General features: G+C 67.9%; 24 protein-coding genes. 9 read left to right on the top strand and 15 right to left on the bottom strand.

Translation table 11 applies throughout. The annotated features are described in order from the left end of the window. Window positions 1–17 precede the first annotated feature (17 nt). The 3 genes from METRZ18153_RS0100465 to METRZ18153_RS0100475 are packed head-to-tail and all read left to right on the top strand — an operon-like array spanning window position 18 to window position 4,935. Entirely contained in the window at window positions 18–2,987 is a 2,970-nt protein-coding gene (locus tag METRZ18153_RS0100465) for an ATP-binding protein (protein ID WP_232415930.1), read from the top strand. After that, entirely contained in the window at window positions 2,984–3,352 is a 369-nt protein-coding gene (locus tag METRZ18153_RS0100470) for a response regulator (protein WP_020162885.1), read from the top strand. The genes METRZ18153_RS0100465 and METRZ18153_RS0100470 overlap by 4 nt, the downstream gene beginning before the upstream one ends. Continuing rightward, window positions 3,352–4,935, top strand: coding sequence for a sensor histidine kinase (locus METRZ18153_RS0100475; protein ID WP_020162886.1), 1,584 nt, complete (start codon window positions 3,352–3,354; stop codon window positions 4,933–4,935). Before METRZ18153_RS0100470 ends, METRZ18153_RS0100475 begins: the two co-directional genes overlap by 1 nt. Before the next feature lie 13 nt (window positions 4,936–4,948). Here the strand turns inward: METRZ18153_RS0100475 and METRZ18153_RS0100480 are convergent, their stop codons facing one another. The 6 genes from METRZ18153_RS0100480 to METRZ18153_RS0100505 form a co-directional block, all read right to left on the bottom strand. Beyond that, the gene (locus METRZ18153_RS0100480) at window positions 4,949–6,850 is read right to left on the bottom strand and encodes a M48 family metallopeptidase (RefSeq protein ID WP_020162887.1); all 1,902 of its coding nucleotides are present in this window, start codon (window positions 6,848–6,850) and stop codon (window positions 4,949–4,951) included. 70 nt (window positions 6,851–6,920) lie between these two features. Beyond that, on the bottom strand, window positions 6,921–7,808 hold the full coding sequence (locus tag METRZ18153_RS0100485; RefSeq protein ID WP_020162888.1) for a DMT family transporter: 888 nt from the start codon (window positions 7,806–7,808) through the stop codon (window positions 6,921–6,923). Beyond that, window positions 7,808–9,337 (bottom strand): helicase HerA-like C-terminal domain-containing protein, encoded by a 1,530-nt coding sequence (locus tag METRZ18153_RS0100490; RefSeq protein ID WP_020162889.1) that lies wholly within the window; start codon window positions 9,335–9,337, stop codon window positions 7,808–7,810. The genes METRZ18153_RS0100485 and METRZ18153_RS0100490 overlap by 1 nt, the downstream gene beginning before the upstream one ends. 97 nt (window positions 9,338–9,434) lie before the next feature. Then, window positions 9,435–11,054 (bottom strand): sensor domain-containing diguanylate cyclase, encoded by a 1,620-nt coding sequence (locus METRZ18153_RS0100495; RefSeq protein WP_232415931.1) that lies wholly within the window; start codon window positions 11,052–11,054, stop codon window positions 9,435–9,437. Then, window positions 11,044–11,478 carry a type 2 periplasmic-binding domain-containing protein gene (locus METRZ18153_RS0100500; protein WP_020162891.1) on the bottom strand — a complete coding sequence of 145 codons (435 nt, stop codon included), beginning with the start codon at window positions 11,476–11,478 and terminating at the stop codon, window positions 11,044–11,046. Before METRZ18153_RS0100500 ends, METRZ18153_RS0100495 begins: the two co-directional genes overlap by 11 nt. Further along, the gene (locus METRZ18153_RS0100505) at window positions 11,478–12,695 is read right to left on the bottom strand and encodes a signal protein (RefSeq protein ID WP_232415932.1); all 1,218 of its coding nucleotides are present in this window, start codon (window positions 12,693–12,695) and stop codon (window positions 11,478–11,480) included. Before METRZ18153_RS0100505 ends, METRZ18153_RS0100500 begins: the two co-directional genes overlap by 1 nt. A gap of 140 nt (window positions 12,696–12,835) precedes the next feature. Between METRZ18153_RS0100505 and METRZ18153_RS0100510 the strand changes: the two genes are divergently transcribed. From METRZ18153_RS0100510 to metW, 4 genes are all read left to right on the top strand, one after another. Further along, a complete protein-coding gene (locus tag METRZ18153_RS0100510) occupies window positions 12,836–13,564 on the top strand; it encodes a YebC/PmpR family DNA-binding transcriptional regulator (protein ID WP_020162893.1) in 729 nt (242 codons plus the stop codon). Window positions 13,565–13,632: 68 nt separating this feature from the next. Then, window positions 13,633–13,950, top strand: a complete 318-nt coding sequence (locus METRZ18153_RS0100515) for a heavy metal-binding domain-containing protein (RefSeq protein ID WP_019915948.1) — start codon at window positions 13,633–13,635, stop codon at window positions 13,948–13,950. A gap of 188 nt (window positions 13,951–14,138) precedes the next feature. Continuing rightward, on the top strand, window positions 14,139–15,281 hold the full coding sequence (metX, locus tag METRZ18153_RS0100520) for a homoserine O-succinyltransferase MetX (RefSeq protein ID WP_020162894.1): 1,143 nt from the start codon (window positions 14,139–14,141) through the stop codon (window positions 15,279–15,281). Window positions 15,282–15,294: 13 nt separating this feature from the next. Beyond that, complete coding sequence (gene metW, locus METRZ18153_RS0100525; protein ID WP_020162895.1) at window positions 15,295–15,897, top strand: methionine biosynthesis protein MetW; 603 nt, start codon at window positions 15,295–15,297, stop codon at window positions 15,895–15,897. Between the two features lie 42 nt (window positions 15,898–15,939). Here metW and METRZ18153_RS0100530 read toward each other — a convergent pair whose 3' ends face one another. The 7 genes from METRZ18153_RS0100530 to METRZ18153_RS0100560 all read right to left on the bottom strand — a co-directional run bounded on the left by METRZ18153_RS0100530 (window position 15,940) and on the right by METRZ18153_RS0100560 (window position 21,268). After that, entirely contained in the window at window positions 15,940–17,331 is a 1,392-nt protein-coding gene (locus tag METRZ18153_RS0100530) for an AmpG family muropeptide MFS transporter (protein WP_029143457.1), read from the bottom strand. A gap of 93 nt (window positions 17,332–17,424) precedes the next feature. Beyond that, window positions 17,425–18,282, bottom strand: coding sequence for an HDOD domain-containing protein (locus METRZ18153_RS0100535; protein WP_020162897.1), 858 nt, complete (start codon window positions 18,280–18,282; stop codon window positions 17,425–17,427). Between the two features lie 70 nt (window positions 18,283–18,352). Continuing rightward, a complete protein-coding gene (locus METRZ18153_RS0100540; RefSeq protein ID WP_020162898.1) occupies window positions 18,353–18,643 on the bottom strand; it encodes a YqjK family protein in 291 nt (96 codons plus the stop codon). Beyond that, complete coding sequence (locus tag METRZ18153_RS0100545) at window positions 18,640–19,020, bottom strand: phage holin family protein (RefSeq protein WP_020162899.1); 381 nt, start codon at window positions 19,018–19,020, stop codon at window positions 18,640–18,642. The genes METRZ18153_RS0100540 and METRZ18153_RS0100545 overlap by 4 nt, the downstream gene beginning before the upstream one ends. A 7-nt stretch (window positions 19,021–19,027) precedes the next feature. Next, window positions 19,028–19,348: an ElaB/YgaM/YqjD family protein gene (locus tag METRZ18153_RS0100550; RefSeq protein ID WP_019915939.1), complete on the bottom strand. Its 321-nt coding sequence runs from the start codon at window positions 19,346–19,348 to the stop codon at window positions 19,028–19,030. A 55-nt stretch (window positions 19,349–19,403) separates the two neighbouring features. Then, entirely contained in the window at window positions 19,404–20,435 is a 1,032-nt protein-coding gene (locus METRZ18153_RS0100555; protein WP_043363972.1) for an SGNH/GDSL hydrolase family protein, read from the bottom strand. A 38-nt stretch (window positions 20,436–20,473) separates the two neighbouring features. Continuing rightward, entirely contained in the window at window positions 20,474–21,268 is a 795-nt protein-coding gene (locus METRZ18153_RS0100560) for an exodeoxyribonuclease III (RefSeq protein WP_020162901.1), read from the bottom strand. A gap of 53 nt (window positions 21,269–21,321) precedes the next feature. Between METRZ18153_RS0100560 and pyrE the strand changes: the two genes are divergently transcribed. Together pyrE and METRZ18153_RS0100570 are read left to right on the top strand one after the other, a co-directional pair. Continuing rightward, window positions 21,322–21,942, top strand: coding sequence for an orotate phosphoribosyltransferase (gene pyrE, locus METRZ18153_RS0100565; protein WP_020162902.1), 621 nt, complete (start codon window positions 21,322–21,324; stop codon window positions 21,940–21,942). A 2-nt stretch (window positions 21,943–21,944) separates the two neighbouring features. Beyond that, window positions 21,945–22,571 (top strand): hypothetical protein, encoded by a 627-nt coding sequence (locus METRZ18153_RS0100570; RefSeq protein WP_020162903.1) that lies wholly within the window; start codon window positions 21,945–21,947, stop codon window positions 22,569–22,571. A 10-nt stretch (window positions 22,572–22,581) separates the two neighbouring features. Here the strand turns inward: METRZ18153_RS0100570 and METRZ18153_RS0100575 are convergent, their stop codons facing one another. Together METRZ18153_RS0100575 and METRZ18153_RS21195 are read right to left on the bottom strand one after the other, a co-directional pair. After that, window positions 22,582–24,081 carry a YifB family Mg chelatase-like AAA ATPase gene (locus METRZ18153_RS0100575; protein ID WP_020162904.1) on the bottom strand — a complete coding sequence of 500 codons (1,500 nt, stop codon included), beginning with the start codon at window positions 24,079–24,081 and terminating at the stop codon, window positions 22,582–22,584. Window positions 24,082–24,456: 375 nt separating this feature from the next. Then, window positions 24,457–25,704 carry a sigma-54-dependent transcriptional regulator gene (locus tag METRZ18153_RS21195; RefSeq protein ID WP_020162905.1) on the bottom strand — a complete coding sequence of 416 codons (1,248 nt, stop codon included), beginning with the start codon at window positions 25,702–25,704 and terminating at the stop codon, window positions 24,457–24,459. Window position 25,705 lies beyond the last annotated feature (1 nt).

Consider the following 25,705-nt stretch of genomic DNA (forward strand, 5'->3'; position numbering starts at 1 on the left):
CACTGCCGCAGCATATCGTGTCTGCATCTCCGCGCGCCTCGTTGCACCCGCTCCGCTACGTCGCCAGCGCGGCCGCCTGTGCACTGGCGACCCAGGTCGATCCGCTGCTCGGCCTCTCCGACGGCCAGCCGCCGGTCCTGCAGATCGGCCTCGGCATCGCCTTCGCCGTGGTGCTGCTGTTCGGCCTCGCGCACGCGGTGCCGGTCATGCTGGTGACGCTGGTGCAGGGTGTGCTGGCCGGGCAGACGCCGCTGGCCGCGACGCTGAATGCAGCACTGACCGGCGTCCTGGTCTGCGTCGGCACGCAGGTGCTGCGCACCTTCCCGCTGCAGCCCTACCCGCGCATGCGCGCCGACCATTACGCGTGGTTCATCGGCGTTGCGCTGCTGCTGGCCATCGCCCGTGGCGCCAGCGACGCCTGGTCGGCCGGCGCCCCCTTCTATCTGTCGGACTGGACGCTGCACGCGGCCGCCCACTTCGCCGGCACGCTGCTGGTGGTGCAGCTGGTCGCCGGCTGGATCGGTCGCCTGCAGCTGCAGAGGCTGATGGCCGACCTGCGGACCGTGCTGCCCTGGCTGCTGCTGACGCTGGGCGTGACGGCTGCGCTCTTCCTGCGCGTGCTCGATGGTCCCGAGCCCTACATGCTGGTGCTGCCGGCGGTGCTGGTGTGGTCGGCGATCCGCCTCAAGGTGCGCTGGATGAGCCTGCTGCTGGTGCTGATGAACGGCGTCGCGCTGTACGGCACGCAGACCGGGCTGGGCCCCTTCGGCAGCGAGACGCCGCTGCGTGCGCTGCTGTTGCTGCAGGCCTTCGTCATCACGATGTCGATCGCGCCCTATTCGCTGTCGATCACGCTGAACGAGCGCGCCGCCGCGTCGCGTCGCGCGCGTACCCGCGAAGCGCAGCTGCTCGACCTGTTCGACGGCTCGATCCAGGGCATCCTGATTCACCGCCAGTTCCAGCCGCTGTACGCCAACCGGCGCGCGGCCGAACTGCTCGGCTTCCAGTCGGTGGCTGACCTGATGGGACAGCACTCGCTGGCCGACATGGTGGTGGCGGACGACCTGCCGGTCATTTCCAGCGACAGCAACCGCCGCCTGCTGGCGTCCGGCCGCGTGCTGCCGATGCAGCTCGACGTGGTGCGCACGGACGGCCAGCGGCGCACGCTGGATTCGGTCATCCGCCAGGTCAGCTGGGACGGCGCCCAGGCCATCCAGGCCACCTTCATCGACGTGACCGACGACCTGCGCGCGCGGCGCGAGCAGCGCGGCCGGCTCGAACGGCAGGACGGCCAGCTCGCGGCCATCATGCGTCTCAGCGTGGACCATGCACTGTCGACCGGCGACGATGCCGCGCTCGCCACGCTGACCGAAGTGGTGGCCGACGCACTGTCGGTGAGCCGCGCCGGCGTGTGGCGGCTGGACGTCGACAGCGGCCGGCTGCGCTGCCTGGACCTGTACGACCGGCGCCGGATCGACGTCGATCGCGGTCATGTCTCCGGCGCCGTGCTGGCGGCGTCCGCCTTCCCCGACTATTTCGCCGCGCTGCGCAGCGGCCGCACCATCGCTGCCGCCGATGCGCGCCGCGATCCGCAGGTGCACGAATTCACCGGCGGTTACCTCGACGCCGAGGGTGTCAGCGCCATGCTGGACGCGCCGGTCTTTCTCGACGGCCGGCTGGCCGGCGTCGTCTGTCTCGAACATACCGGCGAGATGCGCGAGTGGGCGCATGACGAGCAGCGCTTCGCTGGCGAGGTGGCGACGCTGCTCGGCCGTTTCCTGGTCGCGCGCGAGCGGCACCGGGTGCAGGCGGAGCAGGTCAGGCTGTCGGCCATCCTCGACGCGACGCCGGACTACGTGTCCACGGTGGACACCGATCTGCGCATCACCTACCTGAACCTGTCCGCGCGGCGCACCGTCGGCCTGACCGGCAGCGAGCTGCCCGACAACCTGCTGGTCGGCGACCTCTACCCGCCGGATGCCTACCGCCACTACCTCACGGTCGAACTGCCGGCGGTGATGAAGGACGGCATCTGGGTCGGCGAGACGCGGTTGCGAAAACACGGTGGCGGCAGCGTGCCGATGTCGGCGGTACGGGTCGCGCACCGCGGCGCCGACGGCGAGGTGCAGTTCATTTCCAGCGTGCTGCGCGACATCAGCGACATCAAGCGCACCGAACAGGCGCTGCGCGTGGCCAATGAAACGCTGGAACAGAGAGTGACCGAACGCACCGCGGAACTTGCGCAGGCGAACGAGCGACTGAAGGATCTCGACCGGCTGAAATCGATGTTCATCGCTTCGATGTCACACGAACTGCGCACTCCGCTCAATTCCATCATCGGCTTCACCGGTGTCGTGCTGGCCGGCATGGCGGGCGAGCTGAACACGCGCCAGCACGATCAGCTCAGCCGGGTCTATGGCTCGGCCAAGCACCTGCTGGCGCTGATCACCGACGTGATCGACATATCGAAGATCGAAGCCGGCTTCATCGACGTGTTCGAGGAGCGCTTCGAGGTCGAGGCGGTGATCGACGAGGCGGTGCAGTCGGTGACGCCGGCCGCGCGCGAGAAGAAGCTGGACATCGAGGTGCGCGTGCCGCCGGGCATCCTGGTCCAGGCGGACCGCCGCCGGCTGCTCCAATGCATACTGAATTTCGTGAGCAACGCGGTAAAGTACACCGTCGAAGGAACCATCACTGTGGAGGCGAGCGTGCGTGGCAGCTGGCTCGACATCAGCGTCGAGGATACGGGCATCGGCATGGACGATACCGGGCTGGCCCGTCTTTTCCAGCCCTTCGAACGCATCGATTCCCACCTGCGCGTGAAGACGCCCGGTACCGGGCTCGGTCTCTACCTGACGCGCAAGATCGCCACCGAACTGCTGTCCGGCAGCGTCGACGTGCAGAGCACGCCGGGCGTGGGCAGCCGCTTCACGCTGCACCTGCCGCGCGAGGGCTCGGGCCGTGCGACGGAGGGCAGCCGCCCGTGAAGACCGCGCTGGTGATCGAGGACAACGAGAACAACCTCGAACTGATCACATTCATCCTGCACGCCGGAGGTTACGGTACGCGCTGCGCGATGACCGGGCTGGAAGGGGTTGCCGAGGCGCTGCGCGAGCGCCCCGACTTCATCCTGCTCGACATCCAGCTGCCGGACATCGACGGCATCGAGGTCGCCCGCCGCATCCGCGCGGCCGAGGGTTGGCCGCCGATTCCGATGATCGCGATCACCTCGTTCGCGATGGCCGGTGACCGCGAGCGCGTGCTGGCCGCCGGCTGCAACGGCTATATCGAAAAGCCCATCGACCCGCTGCGGGTGATGAAACAGATCGAAGACGTACTGGCCCGAGCCTGATGGACATCCTGATCGCCGAAGACGACGAGAACTCTCGCCTGATGCTCAGCGCCGCGCTGGAATCGCGTGGCCACGCCGTGCGCACCGCAGCCGACGGGCGCGCCGCGCTCGAACTGGCCAAGGCGCAGCCGCCCGACCTCATCGTGTCCGACATCCTGATGCCGGAACTCGATGGCTATGGCCTGTGCCGCGCGGTGCGTGCCCACCCGCAGCTGGCTGCCATCCCGTTCGCCTTCTACACCGCCACCTTCACCGACCGCCGCGACGAGGAACTGGCCTACCGGCTGGGTGCCGACCGCTTCCTGGTCAAGCCCTGCGAGATCGGCGCGCTGGTCGCCGAGCTGGAGGCGCTGGGCAGCCGAGGCCCGCAGCGGCCGGTGGTCGGCGACGCCGACGCGCTGTACGCCGAGCGGCTGCGCGACAAGCTGGACAAGAAAATCAGCGAACTCGAAGCCGAGCGCACGCGGCTGCGCGATTTCGCCGAGGCGGCGGCCGACTGGTTCTGGGAAACCGATGCCGAGCGCACCATTGTGTACACGTCGGACGGCGCCTGGCCGCTGCGCGGCCTGTCGCTGAACGCGCTGTTCGCGATGCGCCGCCCCGGCCCGCAGCGGCACGACGACATCGCGCTGCTGACGCAGGAATTCCGTCCCTTCCGCGACATCGTGATCGACTGGCGACAGCAGGACGGCGGCGTGCGCATCATGGCGCTGTCCGGCCGCCCGTGGCGCGATGCCTCCGGCCAGATCGCCGGCTACCGCGGCAGTGCGCGCGACGTCAGTCGCCAGGTCAAGGCGGAAGAGGATCTGCGCGCACTCAATCACGAACTGGACGAGCGCGTGCGCAGCCGCACCTCCAGCCTGCGGGCCGCATTCGAGGAACTGGAAAGCTTCAGCTACTCGGTGTCGCACGACCTGCGCGGCCCGCTGCGCGCCATTCACGGCTTCGCCAGCGTGCTCGAATCGGAAATGACACGGCCCGACGTGAGCGGCCTCGGCAAGGCGAGTTTCGATGCGCTGTCGCGCATCCTGCGCGCCGCGCTGCGCATGGAGCATCTGGTCGACGACCTGCTCGAACTGTCGCGCGTGACGCGGATGCCGCTGCAGCGCCAGCCGGTCGACCTCAGCGCGCTGGCGCAGGAGATCGCCGACATGCTGCGCGCCAGCGATCCGCGCCGCGACTGCACCTTCGTCATCCAGCCCGGCATGCTGGTGGCCGGTGACGTCGGCCTGCTGCGCATTGCGCTCGACAACCTGCTGCGCAACGCGTGGAAGTTCTCGTCGCCGGTGCCGCACGGCAGCATCGAAGTCGGCGCCGAAGGCCGTGGTCAGCAGGCGGTGATCTACATACGCGACAACGGCGTGGGCTTCGACATGGCGCACGCCGACAAGCTGTTCAATCCCTTCATCCGGCTGCATCGCGAAGGTGAGTTCGAAGGCACCGGCATCGGCCTGGCGCTGGTCCAGCGCATCATCCGTCGCCACAACGGCCGCGTCTGGGCGCGCGCCGAGCCGGGCAAGGGCGCCACCTTCTGTTTCACGCTGGGCGAGAGCGACGCCGAACTGCCGCCGATCGCCGCCTGAGGCCGCCTGAGGTTCAGCTTTCGCCGCCCAGCGGCAGCGCGTCGACGCCCAGCGCGCGGATGCGCTTGCGCCAGCCGCGGAAGGCTTTCGCGCCCAGCGGCACCACGTGCAGTGACACCGGATAGTCCGCTGCCGCCAGCGTCCGCGCCAGCTTGCCGAGCGCCTCTTCACTGCGCAGCCAGCGCCGCGTCATGTCGAAAGCCAGCACGTAGGCACGCGCCCGCGGGTCGGCGCCGATCGGCCGCCGCAGCAGGAAGACGCGGGCGAGGCGATCGACGTGCGGCAGCACGGCGCGCACGATGTCCGCTTCGACCTCGGGCGACAGGTCGTGCCGACCGAGTTCGCACTTCGGGTCCAGCGTGTCCATTTCGTGCTGCACGCCGGCGAGATGTGCCTGCCGTCTTTCCCAGCGTTCGCGGTACAGGTCGGCGCGCACCGGGTCGCGCGTGCGCAGCCAGCGCCAGATCGTTTCGCAGCCGGCGAGTATCGCGTCCGCGTCGGCCTGCATCACCGCCTCGATGTCGTCGATGCCGCCGGCGTCATCGGCGTCCAGCTTCAGGTCGCCGAGCGCGAAGCGTGCCGCAAGGTGGTCCGGCGCCCGCGCGAGCAGCGCCTCGATGGCCGGTCGCCGGTCGACATCCGGCTCCAGTTCGGCGGTCAGCAGCAGCAGCGTCCATTCATTCTCGACGCTGCGCTCCCCGTTCTCGCGCAGCGCCTGCAACTGCTGCAGACGTTCGGCCAGATAGCTGTTGCGCTCCTGCCAGCGCGTGCGTACGTCGTCGCGCCAGCGGGCATCGAGTACGCCGGCCAGTCGCGGCAGTGCGTCGCCCAGCCAGCGCTCGGCCGCGGTCGTGCCGATCGCCGGCAGGACGGGCGACGGCGCTTCGCCCAATGCGCGCAGACGGTCGTTCAGGCAGGGGTGGGTGTCGCCGTAGCCGGTGCTTTCCTGCAGCACCTCGTCGCGGTAACTGCAGGCGCGCGCTTCGTCGAGCGACGACAGCGCGCGTCGCCATTCGCCGCTCAGTGCGGAAGGCGGCTCCGCCTGCAGGCGGGCCAGACGGTCTATGCCGGGCCAGAAATCCTGCGCCTCGAAGCGCGCGGCGACGCCCACCCGCTGCAGTGCGCGGGCGGCCGCGGCGGCACCGACCAGTTCGGCCGACGAGCGGTCGGCCTGGTATTCGTTGGCGCGCGCCATCACGAACGAGTAGGCGTTGAACCAGGGCGCGTACCAGCCGAACAGCCGGGCGACGAGGCGGCTGCCCCAGTCGTCCCAGGTCTGCGCCATCGCCTGCATCTGGCCCCAGGCGCCGCGCAGCCGGTAGATGAAGGCGCCGAAGCGGCCGTGGTCGCCGGCCAGGTGACCGTATTCGTGGGCGACCACCGCCAGCGCCTCGTCCTCGTCCAGCGTCTGCAGCAGCGGCAGGCCCAGTATCAGGTAGTGCCGGTTCCAGCCGAACAGGCCGAGCCGCGGGTGCTGCACGACGGCGGCATTGAGCTGGTCGACCAGCAGCACGTGATGGAAGGCGGGCCCGTTCATCCGTCGCTGCATGTCGTCGAGGCGCTCGAACAGCCGCGGAGCGTCGGCGCGCGTGATCTCCAGGCCCTCCGGGGCCGGAAAGCGCGCCAGCAGCATGCGGAAGGAGGTCTTCAGCAGCAGCCACAGCGGCAACGCGAGCAGGATGAGGGCCTTGCCCAGCTTCAGCGCGATCAGCGCGACCGCGCCACCGCCCTTGAACAGCATCAGCACGACGCCGGCCAGCGCGCCGACCATCAGCAGGGCCATGCCGAGCACGACGGCCAGGATGACGAAGCCGAGCAGCGCCACCGCCGCCACGCGCGCGCGATAGCCCGACGGGTTGCGCGCAGCCACCGCTTCGAGGCGGTGGATCAGCTGTTCGAAACGCGATACGTCCATGCATCCATCCCTGTCCCCGGAAAGGACGATGAAAGTAGCATGACCGTATTCCGCTGCCGTGACGCTTTGCTCAGCGCCGGCCCACCCACAGCACGCCGGCGATCACCAGCACGGTGCCGGCGATCTGCAGTGCCGACACCGGTTCGGCCAGCATCCACCAGGCGAGGAAGACGGTGATGACAGGGCCGGTGCTGCCGACCAGCGCCGCGGTCTGCGCACCCATGCGGCGGATCGCCGCCGACTGCAGGAACACCGGCAGCACGGTCGAGAACAGTGCCATCGCCACTGCCAGCCACAGCACCGGCGCCGGCTGTGCCAGCGCGTCGAGCGGGCGCACGGCGACGAAGTGCAGGCTGACCGCCACCGTCGACACCAGCGTCGCGAGCGCCGAAAAGCGCGTCGCGCCGAGCTTGCGTATCGGCGCCGCGGCACCGGTCAGGTAGATGGCGAAGCTGAGCGAGGAGCCGAACACCAGCGCGCAGCCCAGCGCGATGGTCGCTGCCTCGCCGCTCACTTCGATGTCGTGCACCACGGCCAGCGCGATGCCGCCGTAGCAGAGCAGGCTGGCGACGATTTCGCGCCGCGTGATGCGGCGGCCGTGCGCCATCCAGCCAATCAGCAGCGTCAGCGTCGGGTAGGTGAACAGCACCAGCCGTTCCAGACCGGCGGAAATGTAGAGCAGGCCATAGAAATCCAGCATGCTGGCACCGTAGTAGCCGAACAGGCCGAGCACCGTGACGGTCGCCCAGTCGCGGGCGCTGAGCGGCGCGCCGCGCCGCGCTTCGCGCCAAGCCACGACGACGAAGACGGGGGCGGCCAGCAGCATGCGCAGCGCCACCAGCGTCACCGGATCGACGCCGTGTGGATAGGCGAGCTTGGCCAGGATGGCCTTCAGCGAAAAGCCGGCCGATGCGATGACGGCGAGCCAGATGCCGAGGCGCGCGTCGGCGCTGCTCACTATTTTCGTCGTCCGCCGAGGATGGAACCGAGCACGCCGCGCACGATTTCGCGGCCGATCGAGCTGGCGACGGTGCGCGCCACCGTCTTGGCGGCGGTCTGGGCCAGACCGTCACGCTGGCCGCCGCGCGGGCCGGTCGAGCCGAACACCAGATCCTGCAGCCCGCCGAGCAGGCCGCCGTCACCGGCTGGCGCGTTGGTCGCACCGGGTTGTGCGCCCGGCACAGGCTTGCCGGTGGCGACCGGATTCGCGTTCACTGCAGCGGCCAGCATCTCGTAGGCGGACTCGCGGTCCAGCGTCTGTTCGTAGCGGCCGCGCATCGGTGAGTGCTGGATCATCGCGCTGCGCTCGTCCGCGGTCAGCGGGCCGAGGCGGGATGCCGGCGGCAGCACGAAGGCGCGCTCGACCATAGACGGCCGGCCCTTCTCGTCGAGGAAGGACACCAGCGCTTCGCCGGTGCCCAGTTCGAGGATGGCCTGTTCGGCGTCGAATTTGGGGTTCTGCCGCATGGTCTGGGCAGCGGTCTTGACCGCTTTCTGGTCGCGCGGCGTGAACGCGCGCAGCGCGTGCTGCACCCGGTTGCCGAGCTGGGCGAGCACCGAATCGGGCACGTCCAGCGGGTTCTGCGTCACGAAATAGACGCCGACGCCCTTTGAGCGGATCAGCCGCACCACCTGTTCGATCTTTTCCAGCAGCGCCGGCGGCGCCTCGTTGAACAGCAGGTGGGCTTCGTCGAAGAAGAACACCAGCTTGGGCTTGTCCATGTCGCCCACTTCCGGCAGCTGTTCGAACAGTTCGGCCAGCAGCCACAGCAGGAAGGTGGAGTAGAGCTTGGGCGAGTTGTACAGGCGGTCAGCGGCCAGGATGTTGATGGTGCCGCGGCCGTGCTCGTCGAAGGTCATCAGGTCGGCGATGTCCAGCATCGGTTCGCCGAAGAAGCGGTCGGCGCCCTGCTCCTCGAGCTGCAGCAGGCCGCGCTGGATGGCGCCGATCGACGCGGTCGAGATGTTGCCGTACTGGGTCTTGAACTGCGCCGCGTTGTCGCCGACGTGCTGTACCAGCGCGCGCAGGTCCTTCATGTCGAGCAGCAGCAGGCCGTGGTCGTCGGCCACCTTGAACACGATGGTGAGCACGCCCGCCTGCGTTTCGTTCAGACCGAGCAGACGGGCCAGCAGCAGCGGGCCCATGTCGCTGACGGTGGCGCGGATCGGGTGGCCGGATTCGCCGAACACGTCCCAGAAGCAGACCGGGCTCGGGTAGGGCACGAAATCGGTGATGCCCAGCATGTCGAGGCGCTGCTGCAGCTTCGGGCTGACGGTGCCGGCCGCAGCCATGCCCGAGAGGTCGCCCTTCACGTCGGCCATGAACACCGGAGTACCTATATAGGAGAAGCGTTCGGCCAGCGACTGCAGCGTGACGGTCTTGCCGGTGCCGGTGGCGCCGGTGATGAGCCCGTGGCGGTTGGCCATATTCGGCAGCAGGGCGAGCGAGAGGTCGCCGGCGCGGGCGATGTGGAGCGGTTCGGCCATGGCTTCTTCCTCGGAGGGGATGGCGCGATGCTACCAGCGCAGCGTCCGGCGGACAGTGCGGAAAACCGACGGTGAGCGCCCTTCGCGATGCAATGGCCTAGGATGCGAAGCGGTACTGCGACTTGCCGGCGCGCTTGGCTTCGTACATCGCCTCGTCGGCACGGCGCATCAATGCTTCCGGTGCGTCTGCCCGGGAGTCGGTGTAGGCGATGCCGACACTGGCGCCGATCTGCACCGGCTGGTTGCCGCCGGCGTCTATCGGCCGTGCCAGTGCGCTGACGATCTTGGCGGCGATGAAGCGCGCGGTGTCCGGGCTTTCCAGCGCGCACAGCACGACGACGAACTCGTCGCCGCCCAGCCGCGCGACCAGATCGGTGCGCCGCACGACGGCTTCGAGCTGTCGGGCGACCCAGCTGAGCACGCGGTCGCCGGCTTCGTGGCCCTGCGTGTCATTCACCTGCTTGAAGCCGTCGAGATCGACCAGCATCAGCGCCAGACCGCTGCCGTGCAGGCTTTCCAGCGCGCTGCTGAGCCGGTGCTCGATGCCGCGCCGGTTCAGCAGACCGGTCAGCGGGTCGCGCTCGGCCATCGCCAGCGCGCTCGCCTCGGCGCGCTTGCGTTCGGTCACGTCGTTGGCGATGCCCTGCAGCAGGCCGTCGGGCAGAGGGTTGAGCACGACGTGCAGCCAGAGCACGCCCGATTCGCCGTACTGCACGCCGAAATCGGCCGAGGTCGGACGCTGGTCGCTCAGTGCGCGCACCATCAGCGTGTCGAGCCGTGACGAAGCGTCGCCGAGCAGGGTGCCCAGCGCATAGCTGCGATCGCTGCCTTCGCGCGCCGGCAGTCGCAGCTTGGCCGCCAGCCAGGGGTTCCAGTCGTGCAGGCGACCGGCATTGTCGACGGTGAAGATGCCCGTTTCCGCGCTCTCGAAGATGAGCCTGAACTTGCGCTCGGATGCCTCGAGCTGTGCCCGCGTATCGCGCTCGGCGGCGAGCAGGTCGTCCATCCGCGTGATCAGCGCATTGACGTCGCCGGCCAGCCGGCCGATCTCGTCGCCGGCGTGTCCGGTCGGTACCGAAACATGCTTGCCGACACCGATTTCGAGGTGATGCAGGTCGTCCGACAGCTTCTTCACCGGGCGCGTGAATACGTTCAGCACCACCCAGGCAACCGACAGCACGACGAACACCAGCTCGATCAGCAGGATGATGGCGATGAAACGCGAATAGGAACCCGCAGCCTGTGCGATCTTCGAACTGGCCGGCCACAACCTCAGCTCGCCGACCTGCTGGTCGGGCGAGAACGGCGAGGTCAGCGGGCGGACCAGCACCGGCAGCCGCAGCACGCCTGCCTCGGTGTCGGCCTCGCCCACCGACGCCAGCACGTGGTCGGCTTCGGTGATGACGACGCGGGCGACCGCATCGTTGAGCAGCAGGCCCTGGGCCACCTCGTTCGCCAGTTGTTCGTCGCGCGCGAAGGCAGCGACGCTGGCGGTGCGTTCGACGGTGGCCATCAGCTCGGCCAGCTGCCGCTGCATCCGCTCCCGTTCTTCCCGGCCGACCATGACGGTACTGGCCAGCGCGACCAGAACGCCGACCAGACCGCCGAAGAACAGCATCAGCAGCATGGTCCGCCAGACCACGCTGGTCTGCAGCCGGCGCGGCGAGTGCGCTGCGTCGGGCGTGTCGGGCGGGCGGGAAGCCGGTTCAGTACTCAAGGAGCAGCACCACCCGGACGCGCTTGTCCACCCGCGCGGCGTCGATGTAGCCGATCGCGCCGCGCTCGGCCGCGACGCGTCTCAGCACCGACTCGGCGTCGTCGATCTGCTCCGGCGGCTGGGTCCGTCCGGAGAATTTCAGGCGCGCCCAATAGGCGCTGATCTCGTTCATTTCACGATTGACCAGTGCGCGGTAGAAGTCCGCGCGCAACGATTTCGTATCCAGCACGACGGCGGGTGTGCCGGACGGCAGGTGCTTGATGCGACCGAGGAACAGATGGCTCACTTCCTCCCGGCTCAGGCTGTCCACCCCGCTTGAGGGGTGCACGATGACCGCCAGCGTTTCCGCACGCGCCCATCCGCTCACGAACGCAAGTACGAGCGTGAGCAGGGTTCGTCGGGTGAACAAATGCATCAGCGGCATCAGAAGACGAAATCCAGCACGACGGTGAACAGCGTCAGACTGGCATCGCGGACCGGCAGGCCGCTGGGGGTGATCAGTATCGACGACGATGAGGCATTGATCTTTTCGATTTGTACCTTCAAGGCGTAATCGGTGGCGAAGTCATAACGCACACCGGCGCCGAAAGTGCGCTGATTCATCGTCAGCCGGTCGACGACGCGGTCGTAGACGACCTGCAGCGCAGCCGCCGGAGCCGGCAGCGTCAGCGCACTGTCGTCCGGTTCGAAGGAGATGCGTCCCCAGGTCAGATAGGGCTTCCACGCGCCGATGCGATAGCCGGCGACCACGCTCGAACCCCAGCCGGAGTAGCGCGGAAACTGCGAGAAGGTCTCGCGCGCGAGTATGCCCTGCAGCGACCACGGGCCGTTCTCGTAGCGCGCGCTGAGACCGGCGAAGGTGATGTGGTGAGAAGTCTGTATCTGCGATGCCCGCAACTGCGCCTGCGCCAGCGGTACCGACGCCAGCGCATCGCGCAGTTCCACCAGCGAACGGTCGCCGCGCGCATGAATGTCTGCCCAGGCCGCCTTCAGCGTCAGCGTGTCGCTCGCCCATTCGATCGTCGCGCCCACGGTGGTCGCGTCGTCCTGCGTCACCCGCTGGCCGTACAGGTAGAAGTCGCCGCGCGACTGCCCGCCATACACCTTGACGCTGCCCAGACCGTCGCCGATCGGCGTGCGCAGCGTGAGGTCGGCGCCGTCGAAGCGGTCCTGCGTCACCACGCCGTACACTTCGGTCGGCGGCCGCGCCGCGGTGTAGGCATAGCCGACGTGGCGCGAATCGCCTTCGAGGTAGATGTCGGCGCCGAGCCGTCCGGCACGCAGTTCCAGCCAGTCGGTCGGGGCGTAGCGCACGAAGCCCCAGCTCAGCATGGGTGCCCAGTTGCCTTCACTGTTCAGGCGACTGACCGCCTGTATCGTCGTCGACCAGCGCGGATTGAAGGTGGCGCTCGCCTGCAGGCCGATGCGGGTGTCCAGACGGAAGCCGAGCTTGTCACCCTCGATGCCGCCGGCCTGTTCGAGATCGCGCCGATAGACGACGTCCTCCTGGCTGTGATAGCCGGCGCCCAGCGTGCCGAAGCCGCCGAAATGCCACAACGGTTCGCTGGCCGGGTCGTCCGCCAGCGCGCCGCTGCTGGCACTGATGGCCAGCAGAGCGATCAGAAGTCTTGTAGTTGTCACGATTGCATTCACCCGCCGGCCACGGGAGCCGGAAAATTCCCATTCGGAATTAACGGAGTCCCGCGCAACGCTCTTGAGCCCGTCATCGGCGCTCTCGATTAAAATCGCCGCTTGCACATTTCCAACGGACGTCTTCTTTCATGGCCGGTCATTCCAAGTGGGCCAACATCCAGCATCGCAAGGGTCGTCAGGACGCCAAGCGGGGCAAGGTGTTCACCAAGCTGATCAAGGAAATCACCGTGGCAGCCCGCATGGGCGGCAGTGATCCCAATTTCAATCCGCGCCTGCGCATGGCTGTGGACAAGGCGAAGGGCGAAAACATGCCCGGCGACAACATCGATCGCGCCATCAAGCGCGGTACCGGTGAGCTCGACGGGGCAAGCTACGAGGAAATCCGCTACGAAGGGTACGGCATCGGGGGTGCTGCTGTCATGGTCGACTGCCTGACCGACAATCGCACCCGCACCGTCGCCGACGTACGCCATGCCTTCTCCAAGTATGGCGGCAACCTCGGCACCGACGGCTCGGTGGCTTTCATGTTCAAGCACTGCGGCCAGTTCATCTTCGCTCCGGGCACCTCCGAGGACGCGCTGATGGAAGCGGCGCTGGAAGCCGGCGCCGAGGACGTGCTCACCAATGACGACGGCTCGATCGAGGTGCTCAGTCCGCCAGCCGACTTCGTTGCGGTCAAGGACGCGCTGGAAAAGGCCGGCTTCAAGGCCGAATTCGCCGAAGTGACGATGAAGCCGCTGAACGAAAGCCCGCTGGCCGGCGACGACGCAGTGAAGATGCAGAAACTGCTGGACGTGCTGGACAGCCTGGACGACGTGCAGGAGGTCTACACCACCGCGGTGATGGACGAAGAGTAAAGTCGTCAGGGGTAAGGTCGCCAGGGGCTTTCGCCCAGGATGTTTCGCATAGTCACCGGAGAACGCCGATGCTGCTCACCACCACGCCCACGCTCGAAGGCCGGCCCATCCGCCAGTACCACGGCGTGGTCACCGGCGAAGCCATCATCGGCGCCAACATCTTCAAGGACCTGTTCGCCAGCATCCGCAATGTGGTCGGCGGCCGCGCCGGCGCCTACGAAAGCACGCTGGCCGACGCGCGCGACGCGGCGATGCAGGAAATGAGCGAGGCGGCGGCGAAGCTGGGCGCCAACGCGGTGGTCGGCATCGACATCGACTACGAAGTGCTGGGCGCCGACAACGGCATGCTGATGGTGTGCGTGAGCGGTACCGCGGTCAGTACGTGACGCGCCGCACGATTGACAAACCTGCCTGATTCGCCAGAATGCAGGCAGTTTCCCCTGTTTCATGGCGCCGATTTGTCTCAGCTTGCGGGCGCCCGGGTTCCTCCGGCGGTGTGCTGCCGGGCCTCCCTTACAAATTCGGCTAAAGCGAGGGCGAACCCGGTCCTGGCTTTGGTCAACCGGGTTTTTTCATGGCCAACGAAATATCCATCCCTGAAGACAGCGTCGGCATCGTCAGCCCGCTGTGCGCGCGTTTCGACACGCCGCTGACGCTGAAGAGCGGCGCCGTACTGCCGGGTTTCGAGCTGATGTACGAAACCTATGGCGAACTGAACGCCGCCCGCTCGAACGCCGTGCTGGTCTGTCCGGCACTGTCCGGTCACCATCACGCGGCCGGCATCCACGCTGACGCGCCGAAGAACACCGGCTGGTGGGACAACCTGATCGGCCCGGGCAAGCCGCTCGATACGCGCAAGTTCTTCGTCATCAGCGTCAACAATCTCGGCGGCTGCCACGGCTCGACCGGCCCGATGAGCACCAATCCGGAAACCGGCAAGCCCTGGGGGGCGGATTTCCCGGTGGTGACGGTGGAGGACTGGGTGGCGGCGCAGTCATTGCTGGCCGACCGCCTCGGCATCGACTGCTGGGCGGCCATCATCGGCGGCAGCCTGGGCGGCATGCAGGCGATGGCGTGGTCCATCCATCTGCCGGCGCGCGTGCGCCATGCGCTGGTGATCGCGTCGGCACCCAAGCTGACGGCGCAGAACATCGCGTTCAACGAGGTGGCGCGCCAGGCCATCATCACCGACCCGGATTTCCACGGCGGCCACTTCTACGAGCACAACACGCTGCCGCGTCGCGGTCTGCGGCTGGCGCGCATGCTGGGTCACATCACCTACCAGTCGGACGACCTGATGGCCGAGAAATTCGGACGCCGGCTGCGCGAGGGCGGACGCAAGTTCAGTTTCGAGGTCGAGTTCGAGGTCGAGTCCTATCTGCGCTACCAAGGTGACAAGTTCGCTGGCAGCTTTGACGCCAATACCTATCTGCTGGCCACTCGCGCGCTCGATTACTTCGACCCGGCGCACGACGCCGGCGGCGATCTGGCAAACGCCTTCGCGCCGGCCACGGCCGACTACCTGCTGGTGTCCTTCTCGACCGACTGGCGCTTCGCGCCGTCGCGCTCGCGCGAAATCGTCGATGCGCTGATGCGCAAGGGGCGCAACGTGAGCTATGCGGAGATCGAATCGTCGGCCGGCCACGATTCCTTCCTGCTCGACGATCCGCACTACCACGCAGTACTGCGTGCATATTTCGACAACATCACGGTGTGAGGCGGGTACCGACATGACTGCACTGGACGGACGCATAGACTACGACGTGATCGCCGGCTGGGTGAGCCCGGGCGCGCGCGTACTCGACCTCGGCTGCGGCGACGGCGCGCTGCTGCGCCACCTGAAGGACAGCCGCGGCGCCAGCGGCTACGGCGTCGAGATCGACATCGAGCGCGTGATCAGCTGCATGCGCAACGGCATCAACGTGCTGCAGATCGACCTGGAGAAGGGCCTGTACGACTTCGTCGACCAGAGCTTCGACCTGGTCATCATTTCGAACGCGCTGCAGACCCTGCACCGCACCGAAAAGCTGTTGACCGAAATGCTGCGCGTCGGCCGCGAGGCCGTCGTGAGCTTCCCGAACTTCGCGTTCTGGAAGCACCGCATGGCCATCATGGACGGCCACATGCCGGTGTCCGACCGCCTGCCCTACCAGTGGTACGACACGCCCAACGTCCGCTTCTTCACCATCGCCGACTTCGAGGCGCTGTGCGAAAAGCTGGGCATCGAGATCCGTGAGCGACTGGTGCTCGACGACGCAGGACAGCCGGTGCAGGACGAGCCGAACTTTCTCGGCAGTTTTGCGCTGTACAGATTGGGAGGGGCTAGAGGCTAGGGGTCAGGGGAAGCATGCGGGCGGCTTCTCCGCCCGGATTCGCTAGCCCCTAGCCTCTCCTCCCTGGTCCCTGCCCCTCGCCCGCGCCGCCAGCAGCACCAGCCCCAGCACCGGAACCCCCAGCAGCGCGGTGGCGGTGAAGAAGGCTTCGTAGCCGTGGGCGTCGACATAGACGCCGGAGAAGCCGGCGATGAACTTCGGCAGCAGCAGCATCAGCGAACTGAAGAGCGCGTACTGGGTGGCCGAGTAGGCCACGTTCGTCAGCCCTGACAGATAGGCGACGAAGGCCGACGAAGCGATGCCGGCCGACAGGTTGTCGGCGGAGATCGCGAAGATGAGGCCGTTCACGTCGTGGCCGCGGCCGGCCAGCCAGACGAACAGCAGATTGGTTGCCGACGACAGCGCGGCACCGAGGAACAGCGTCTTCATGACGCCGATGCGCGCCGTCAGCACGCCGCCGATCACCGCGCCGACGATGGTCATGCCGACGCCGTACACCTTGGCCACATTCGCCACTTCGTCCTTCGTGTAGCCCATGTCCACGTAGAAGGCGTTGGCCATGATGCCCATTACCACGTCGGAAATGCGATAGGTGCCGATCAGCGCCAGCAGCAGCACCGCGTGCCAGCGATAGCGACGGATGAAATCGACGAAGGGCGATACCACGGCGCCGTGAATCCAGGCGGCGGCGGCCAGCAGCGGGCCGTGCAGCCCTTCGTGCGCCAGCCACTCGCGGGTGCGCGCCTCGCGCTGCATGGTGTCCGCCGATACTGGCGCGTCCGGCTCGCGTATCAGCAGCGTGGTCAGGATGCCGACGCCCATGCTGGCAGCCATGATCAGGTAGGCGAAGCGCCAGGGTGCGTGTTCGTAGGCGGTGTCGGTCGCGTCGACCGAGGCGGCCAGCCACAGCACGCCGGCCGAGGCGGCGATCATCGCGATGCGGTAGCCGCCCTGGTAGGTGGCTGCCATCGCGCCCTGCAGCCGCTGCTCGACCGCCTCGATGCGGTAGGCGTCGAGCGCGATGTCCTGCGTGGCGGACGCGAACGCCACCGCCAGTGCGCACCACACCATGCGTTCAAGTGCCTGCGCCGGGTCGGTGTTGGCCATGCCGAACAGCGCGCTGGCGATCGCCAGCTGCGACAGCAGCAGCCAGCTGCGCCGACGCCCGAGCAGCCGGGTCAGTCCGGGCAGCGGCAGGCGATCCACCAGCGGCGACCACACCCACTTGAAGCCGTAGGCCAGACCTATCCAGCTGAAGTAACCGATGGTCGAGCGGTCGATGCCAGCTTCGCGCAGCCAGTAGGACAGCGTGCCGAGCACCAGGATGAGCGGCAGACCGGCGGAAAAGCCGAGGAAAAGCATGCCGATGACGCGCGGGTGCGCATACACCTTGAGGCTGTCGAGCCAGCTGGCGGCAGGGGAAGTGGGGATCAAGGGCGGACGGAATGGCGGCAGGTGGGCTGGAAGATACCAGTGCCCGCGCCTTCCGTCCGGTCTGCGGCGGGTCGTGATGCGCCGATCAGGCGATCAGGCGTATTCGGAGAAGAACAGCCCCATCACCGCCGCCAGCGAACTGCCCGCTTCGGCGCAGGCGCCTTCGAAGGCCTGCGGCTCCAGCCGGGTGATCTGCCAGGCGGCCGGCGAGGCCGAGGCGACGATGCGGGCCGAATCGATCAGTTCTGCGTCGTAGCCGACCGCGTGGCGCGCCAGATGCAGCAGCGACGCTTCGAACTCGTGCGGCGCACCGTGCGCCGGATCGATCTGGGCGCCGATGGCGACGGCAAAGCTGCGTGGCAGCCGCCATTCGGTCAGCAGTGCTTCGCCCACCGCGGCGTAGTCGCAGCCGACGATTTCGCGTTCCAGCTGCTCGATCGGCGCTCCCGATGCGCGGCTGTCGACCAGCGCCTGTTCCGATTCCTGCGGCACGTGCATGTACATGACCATGTGACCGATGTCGGCCAGCATGCCGCCGACGAACAGCCGTTCGGCGTCGAGCAGGCCGCAGCTCTTGGCGGCCGCGCGCGACAGCAGGCCGCGCATCGCAGAGGCGCGCCAGAAGCGGGCGACATCCATGCGCTCCGGGCGCATGCCGGCGAACACGGCGGTCACCGTCGTCGCCAGCACGATGTCGTGCACCTGCTGCATGCCGAGCACGCTCACCGCGCGCTGCATCGTTTCGATCTTGCCCGGGAAGCCGTAGAACACGCTGTTGACGACGCGCAGCACGCGCATCGTGATGCCGGGGTCGGCCGCCACCACCTTGGCCAGTTCGATCACCGAGCCATCCGGGTCGTCGATGACCTGCTTCACCCGATGGTAGATGGCAGGCAGCGTGACCAGCTCGGTCGTTCTGCGCGCCAGTTCCTGTGCGGAGTGTGTGGTCATCGGGGGAGCGGGGATGCAGTGGCAATGAGCTGAATTCGGCGTCCTGCAGGAAAACTTGAGGGCTCGCCTCTCAGCGCGACGTCAGCCTGTGCTGCAGCGTGCCCAGCAGGCGCCAGGCACCCCAAAGCCGCAGGCCCCATCGCCACACCCGTCGCGGCCGCACGACCGCGAAGCCGACCAGAACCGCTGCCAGTACCTGTGGGTGACTGCGCACCCAGGCGGCACCGTCGCGGATCTGGTCGCCGACGTTCAGTACCGGGTCGAGCACCGCCGATTGGGCTGCCGCTTCGACGCGCAGACGGCGCGAACGTTCGACCAGCCGTTCGCGCATCAGGGCGAGGCGCAGGCGCCGTGCGTTCATCCGCCCAGCCCGTCGCGGTCGCGCTTCAGTTCGTCGAGAGTGGATGCGAACAGCCGCGTGCCTTCGGCCATGCGCGCGCGGGCGATCACCGCTGCCACGACGCCCAGCGTGATGAACAGCGTCGAGAACAGCGTCAGCACCAGCAGGCGATGGCTGTCCCACAGCAGCACGGTCAGCAGTACCGCCAGAAAGGCGATGCCGAAGGTGAGGAAAGCGATGGCCAGCGCGCCATAGACCAGCAGTTCGGTCAGACGCAGTGCTTCGTCGCGCGCTTCGACGGTAATCAGTTCCAGCCTGACGTGAACGATCTCGATCAGGCTGGAAACGAATCCCTTCAGCGATACGGCGAGGCGCTCAGGCCGGGGCGATGCGGCCATCGCGAGCTCAGCGGCGGCCGATCAGCAGACCGACCAGCAGGCCGACACCGGCGGCGACGCCGATCGACTTCCACGGATGCTCATGCACGTAGTCGTCGGTGGCACGCGCCACCTCGCGCGACTTTTCCTTCAGCGCGGCTTCCGCGTCGGCCAGCTTGTGACGGGCGGAGGTGAGATTTTCCTGCATGCGCACGCGCAGCTCGCCCACCTTTTCGCCCGCCTGGTTGGCGGTCACCCGCAGCAGTTCCTCGGCGTCGGAAATGACCACCTTCAGGTCTGCAACCAGCTTTTCCTTGGTGACGGTGTTCTGATCGATCAGTTCGGACATTGCTCTTCTCCTTTGCGAGTGAAGTCATTTCGGGGCAGACCCCGAAGTTAGCCGTTCAGGTTGCAGTCCGCAACGCGACAGTGTCGTCGGTCGGACGCTTCCGCTGTAGGCGACGGGCTACACCGAGCACGCCCAGACCGGCCAGCAGCATGGCCCAGCTTTCAGCCTCCGGGACCAGGGCCGCGGCAAGAAACGCGGTCGCCACGGCCTGATGACCGGCCGTCGTGATGTGGACATCGTCCCAGAACAGATAGCCCGCCGGGTTGGCCGGGCAGCCAGCCAGTGTCTGACAGGGTGTATCTACATTGGTGAAGCCGTACTGACCGGGATCAAGTGCGACTGCATTGAGCAGGCCCGATACGTCGACCGTGCGGAACCGTGCGTCCGCCAGGTTCAGGTCGAGCTGGTCGAGCATCAGCGCGAGCGCGGCGTTGTGGGCGGCCGACACCGAACTGGCCAGACCGGCCGCCAGCGGACCTTCCTCGACGAAGGAGGGCGTCAGGCCGAGATCGGGCATGTTGGGAATCAGGAAATCGCGGGCGCCCGCTTCGTACAGCGAAGTGATCGCCGTCTGCAGATTGCCGACCGCATTGCCCACCGTGGCGGGCGTGGTCAGCGAAGCGGGCAGGAAATAGTCGTTCGGGCCGCCCCAGATGAAATAGAGCTTGTCGGCGCCACCGCCGCCTCCGGCCACGTAGTCACCCACCTGGGCGCTGATGCCGGTGCCGTTCAGCCAGCCCGGAGACTTCTGCAAGAGGCCCGCAAGCAGCGTGCCCTGGCTGGTGTCCTCGACGTAGTTGTCGGAGCCGCCGCCGACCGGCGTGCCGGTGCGCGCGCCGCCCACCGCATGATTGTCCAGCGGCAGGTTAAGCCAGGCGGCCAGATACTCGACCGCCACCGGGCCGTTGGAAAAGCGCCCCGGCGCGTAACCGAAAGCCGCGGACGGAAACAGACCCGATGTCAGCGCCTGGAAGTTGCCGGTGTCCGACAGGCTGTCGCCGAACACGACCAGTTCGTTCCATTCAGCCGCCGCCGGCAGCGAAAGACTCAGTGCGGCGACGAGAGCGAGACTGCGCAGAGCTTTCATGACGGTCCTTTCGGCGGTCGGGGCGATGACTTCGGGATTCACGCGATATCGACATCGTAGTCGACAATGAGCGGAGCATGATCGCTGAAGCGGACGTCCTTGTAGACGCTTGCCGCGCGGGCCTTCGCCGCGATGCCTGGGGTGGCGATCTGGTAGTCGATGCGCCAGCCCACGTTCTTCGCGCGGGCCTGGCCGCGATTGCTCCACCAGGTGTAGCAGTCGTCGGTGGCGTCCGGGTGCAGCGTGCGATAGACGTCCACCCAGCCGCCCGCGCCCAGCAGCGCGGTCATCCAGGCGCGCTCTTCCGGCAGGAAGCCCGAGTTCTTCAGATTGCCCTTCCAGTTCTTCAGATCGATTTCCTGGTGCGCGATGTTCCAGTCGCCGCACACCACGATCTCACGCCCGCTCGCCCGCAGCGCGGCCAGATGCGGCTGGAAGCGGTCGAGGAAGCGGAACTTGGCCTCCTGCCGCTCGGGCGCGCTGGAGCCGGAGGGCAGGTAGAGAGAAATCACCGTCACATCGCCGAAGTCGGCCTCGACGTAGCGGCCCTCGTTGTCGAACTCCTCGACACCGAAACCGGTGATCACCCGCGACGGCTGTCGCCGCGCGTACAGGCCGACGCCGCTGTAGCCCTTCTTCAGGGCGTAGTGGAAGTGACCGTCGGCGCCGCCCATCGCGGCCGGCGCACGCATCGTCACATCGAGGTCGGCCGCCTGGGCTTTCAGTTCCTGCACGCACAGCACGTCCGGCGACGTGCCGGCGACCCAGTCCCACACACCCTTCGTGGTGGCCGAGCGGATACCGTTGAGGTTGAGCGACACGATACGTAACATGGCCGGTTTGTCCGTTCTGATTGGAAAAGCCCGTGGATTCTAGACGTGAATTCGTGAAGTTCGCCGTCGATACCGGCGTGCTGCGCTTCGGCAGCTTCACCACCAAGGCGGGGCGTGAATCCCCCTACTTCTTCAACGCCGGGCTGTTCAACAGCGGTGCTTCGGTGCTCAAGCTTTGCAGCTTCTATGCCGATACGATCATCAGTCGTGCGCCGCAGTTCGACATGCTGTTCGGACCGGCCTACAAAGGCATCGTTCTGGCCGCCGGTACCGCGATGCAGATCGCGCAGCGTGGCCGCGACCTGCCCTTTGCGTTCAACCGCAAGGAAGCGAAGGACCACGGCGAGGGCGGCACGCTGATCGGCGCGCCGCTGAAGGGCCGGGTGCTCATCATCGACGACGTGATCAGCGCCGGCACCTCGGTGCGCGAATCGGTCGAGCTGATCCGCGCGGCCGGCGCCGAGCCGGCAGGTGTGGCGATTGCCCTCGACCGCATGGAGCGGGGCACCGGACAATTGTCAGCGGTTCAGGAAGTGGAACGTTCATACGGCATGCCGGTGGTTGCCTGCGCCACGCTCGACGATCTGGTCGGCTATCTGCAGGAAAGCCCGGGCATGCAGGGCAATCTCGACGCGGTGCGTGCCTACCGCGCGAAATACGGAGTGAATGGCTGAAGATGAAACCCGGGAATCTGCGTCACCTTGCGCCGGGCCTGCTTGCGCTGGCCATGCTGCATGTGCCCGCGAGCGAGGCGCGCGTCTACTGCTGCAAGGATGCGCGCGGCCAGCAGGTGTGCGGTGACGTGCTCCCGGCCGCCTGTGCCGACCGCGGCTACCGCGAGCTGAACAGCCAGGGCGCGACGATCAAGCAGGTTGAGGCGCCGATGACCGAGGCTCAGCGCGCCAAGCGCGATGCCGATGCGAAGAAGGCGCGCGACGAGGAAATGGTGCGTCAGGAGCAGCGACGTCGCGACACCACGCTGCTCAACACCTACACCAGCGAACGCGAGATCGACGCCGCGCGCGACCGGCGCATCGCCGACATCGAAGAACTGCTGTCCCGTCTGCGCGAGCAGCAGCAGACGCTGAGCGAGCGTCACAAGAAGCTGGAGAAGGACGCCGCCGCATTCACCGCCAAGGGCAAGCGTGTGCCGTCCGGAATCAAGGACAGGCTGGACACCAACGGCGAGGATCTGCGGCAGATCGGCGAGAACATCGCGCAGAAGGAGCGCGATCTGGTCGATACCCGCAAGCGCTTCGAGGAAGACCGCGCGCGCTTCCGCGAGATCGCCGGCAACCGCTGAGCGCCCGGCCTCAGCTCGCCGGCGCGTCGAGGGCGCGCCGGAACTGCACCGCCTCGGCGACTTCGTTCGCCGCAATCACTTCCCGTCCGTTCAGATCGGCAATCGTCCGCGCCACCTTCAGGCAGCGGTGATAGGCGCGCGCCGACAGCCTGAGCCGGTTCATCGCCTGCGCCAGCAGGGCGTGCGCTGCGTCGTCCAGCGGGCAATGGCGGTCGATGTCTGCCGCTTCAAGCCGCTGGTTCGGTTTGCCCTGCCGCCGCTGCTGCAGCGCGCGCGCCGCACACACCCGCTGCCTTACTTCGACGCTGGCCTCGCCCGGCCCGGCGCGCAGTTCGTGTTCGGTCAACGGTGGTACGACAACCGTCAGGTCGATGCGGTCGAGCAGCGGCCCGGACAGCCGGCCGCGGTAGCGCGCGATCTGGTCCGGCGTGCAGCGACAGCGTGCCGACGGGTGACCGAGATAGCCACAGGGGCAGGGATTCATCGCCGCGATCAGCTGGAAGCGGGCCGGAAACTCGGCGCGGTGGGCGGCGCGTGAAATGGTCACGTGGCCGGTTTCCAGCGGCTCGCGCAGCGCCTCCAGCACGCGGCGGTCGAACTCGGGCAGTTCGTCGAGGAACAGCACGCCGTTGTGCGCCAGCGATATTTCACCCGGTCGTGGAATGGCGCCGCCACCGACCAGCGCCGCCGCGCTGGCCGAGTGATGGGGTGCGCGGAAGGGGCGGCGGCCGAGCGCCGCCGGGTCGAACAGACCGGCGCCTGACAGCACTGCCGCGGTATCGAGCGCCTCGGCTTCGTCCATGTCCGGCAGCAGGCCGGTGAAGCGGGCGGCCAGCATCGATTTGCCGGTGCCTGGCGGCCCAGACATCAGCAGCGAATGATTGCCGGCGGCGGCGATCTCCAGGGCGCGGCGGGCACCGCGCTGCCCGCGCACGTCGGCCAGATCCGCGCAAGCAACCCGTTCAGTAATGCTGGCCGGCACCGCGCGCGGCAGCGCCGACTGCCCGCACAGATGCGCACATACGTCGAGCAGCGAGGTCGCGGCGCGCACGTCGATGCCGCCCGCGATCACCGCCTCCGGCGCCGACGAGGCGGGCAGCACGAAGGTGCGGCCGGCGGCGCGGGCGCCGAGCGCCATCGGCAGTGCGCCGCGCACCGGGCGCAGCGCGCCGGTCAGCGACAGTTCGCCGGCGAACTCGATGCCGTCGATGTCCGTTGCTTCGAGCGAACCGGCGGCGATCAGGATGCCCAGCGCGATCGGCAGATCGAAGCGGCCCGATTCCTTTGGCAGGTCGGCCGGCGCCAGATTGACCGTGATGCGCCGCGCCGGAAAGTCGAAGCCGGAACTGAGGATGGCCGCCCGCACCCGGTCGCGCGCCTCGCGCACTTCGACGTCCGGCAGACCGACCAGCGAGAAGGCGGGCAGGCCGTTCGACACATGGACTTCGACCGCAACCTCCGGCGCCTGCATGCCGGCGAGCGCACGGCTGCGCAGGATGGCGAGAGACATCTGTATGTCATGGAATGAGACGCCGCGAAGTCTAACCGCAAATCCGCATGGCATGGGGGGGCGCGGCGAGGGCGGCCGGACGTGATGCCGGGCCGAGCGCAACGCTTGTAAGCGGCCCTGGCCGCCGCGCGGCCTCTGCTACCCGCGGGTTCGATGCAGGTCGCTATCGCGAGCAAGCTCGCTCCCACAAAACCAGACTCCGGCGGCGAGCAGGGAGCGATCCTTGTGGGAGCGACCTCCGGTCGCGATGCGGCTGCTGTGGTCCGCAGGCTTCGGCACAGGCTGCTGCCGGGGTCGGAAGGCCCCTCCCACAGAACCCCGCCTCCGGCCCGGGCAGAAGGCATTCCGGTCGGATCGTGCCGGCCGCGACGCGCGCTACTCGTGGTGTTCGCCGCGCCGTCCGATGGGCAGTCCGAGCTGTTTGAGCTTGCGGTACAGATGGGTGCGCTCCAGCCCGGAGCGTTCCGCCAGGCGGGTCATGTTGCCGCCCTCGCGTTCCATGTGGTGCTCGAAGTACATGCGCTCGAAGGCCTCGCGCGCTTCGCGCAGCGGTTGGTCGAGGCCGGGCAGCACCGGTGTGCCGGTCGGCCGCAGCAGCGCGCGCAGCGCGCTCGCGTCCACCTCGTCGTCGAGCGCGGCCAGCGCGGCCGAGCGCAGCACCGACACCAGTTCGCCGTAGCCGCCGGGCCAGCCGTGCTGGCGCAGCAGCGGACGTGCCGACTCGGCCAGTCGCCGCGTCGGTACCTCGCCTGCCTCGACCAGATGTTTCAGCACGTCCTCGGCCAGATCGGCCACTTCGTCGCGCAGCTCGGCCAGCGCCGGCAGCGGCAGCACGATCTCGAACAGCCGCGCCAGCACGGCCTCTTCCCAGCCTGCCGCCTGCAGTTCCGGCGCACCCTGCGCACAGCAGGCGATCAGCCGGGCGTCCAGGCGGTCGAGCCGCTCCAGCGCGAAAGCGAGGTTCTTTTGCTGCATGCGCGACAGGTGAGCGATGTCGCCGGTGTGGATGACGCCGCCGCGCGCGGCATCGAGCTGTTCCTGCGTGATCGGCCCGCTGATGGTCGCCAGTTCCAGCCAGCGCCGGCCGGGCGCGGCCAGCGTGCGTGCCGCCAGTTCGCCGAAGCTGGACGGACCGCAGCGCAGCAGGACGACGCGTGAGCGGGCGGCCATCTGTTCTATCTTGCGTCGCAGGTCGCGCAGTGCACCGCTGCGTCCGACCGCGCTCAGCGACGGTGCGCTCGGCCTCTGCTCCGGCGAGGCGCCGCGCGCCAGCGCGCGCTTGACCGCGCTCAGCAGCTTGGCCAGCGCGATCGGCTTCTCGAGGAAGTCCATTGCGCCGATGCGCGTCGCCTCGACCGCCGAATCGATGGTGCCGTGGCCGGACATCATGATGACCGGCATCGTCAGCTGTCCGCCCGAAGCCCACTCCTTCAGCAGCGAAATGCCATCGGTGTCGGGCATCCAGATGTCGAGCAGTACCAGATCCGGTTTCTGCGCCGTGCGTGCCGCGCGTGCCGCCGCCGCGTTCTCGGCGAGCGTCACGTCGTGCCCTTCGTCCCTGAGGATTTCCGACAGCAATTCGCGGATCCCCATTTCGTCATCTACGACCAGTATGCGAGCCATT

The organism is Methyloversatilis discipulorum (assembly GCF_000385375.1).
GTDB lineage: Bacteria > Pseudomonadota > Gammaproteobacteria > Burkholderiales > Rhodocyclaceae > Methyloversatilis > Methyloversatilis discipulorum_A.